Annotated in this window: 1 pseudogene; it reads left to right on the forward strand. The window is 57.6% G+C overall.

What is annotated here, in order from left to right:
• Positions 1–337: pseudogene (locus LZP73_RS19370) on the forward strand (class I SAM-dependent methyltransferase); the annotation flags it as partial.
• Between the last annotated feature and the right edge of the window lie 50 nt (positions 338–387).

Below are 387 nucleotides of genomic sequence, written 5' to 3' on the forward strand. Positions count from 1 at the left end.
GTGTGATGCGGTGGAGATTAACAGCGGGCTGGTCCGGTATCTGCGGGAAAATTTTAACGGTGTCAGGGTACAGTGTGGCGACTTCATGGAATGGCAGTCGGTGCAGTATTACAGCCGGATCATTATGAATCCGCCGTTCAGTCACGGGCAGGATATCCGGCATATCCTGCGGGCTTTTTCCCTGTTGCGTCCGGGGGGCGTTCTGGTTGCCGTCTGTCTCAACGGGCCACGCCAGCAGGAGAAGCTGTTACCGTTTTCTGACGTCCGCGAGGAGCTGCCGCGCGGCACGTTTGCTTATACCGATGTCCCGACGATGATTATTCGTTTGCGTGCCTGATGACACAGGGCTGGCGGGAGGATAAATGCCCGTCTGTCCGCGCCGGGAAA

The sequence above is a fragment of the Shewanella sp. AS16 genome, assembly GCF_021412365.1.
Lineage (GTDB): Bacteria > Pseudomonadota > Gammaproteobacteria > Enterobacterales > Shewanellaceae > Shewanella > Shewanella salipaludis.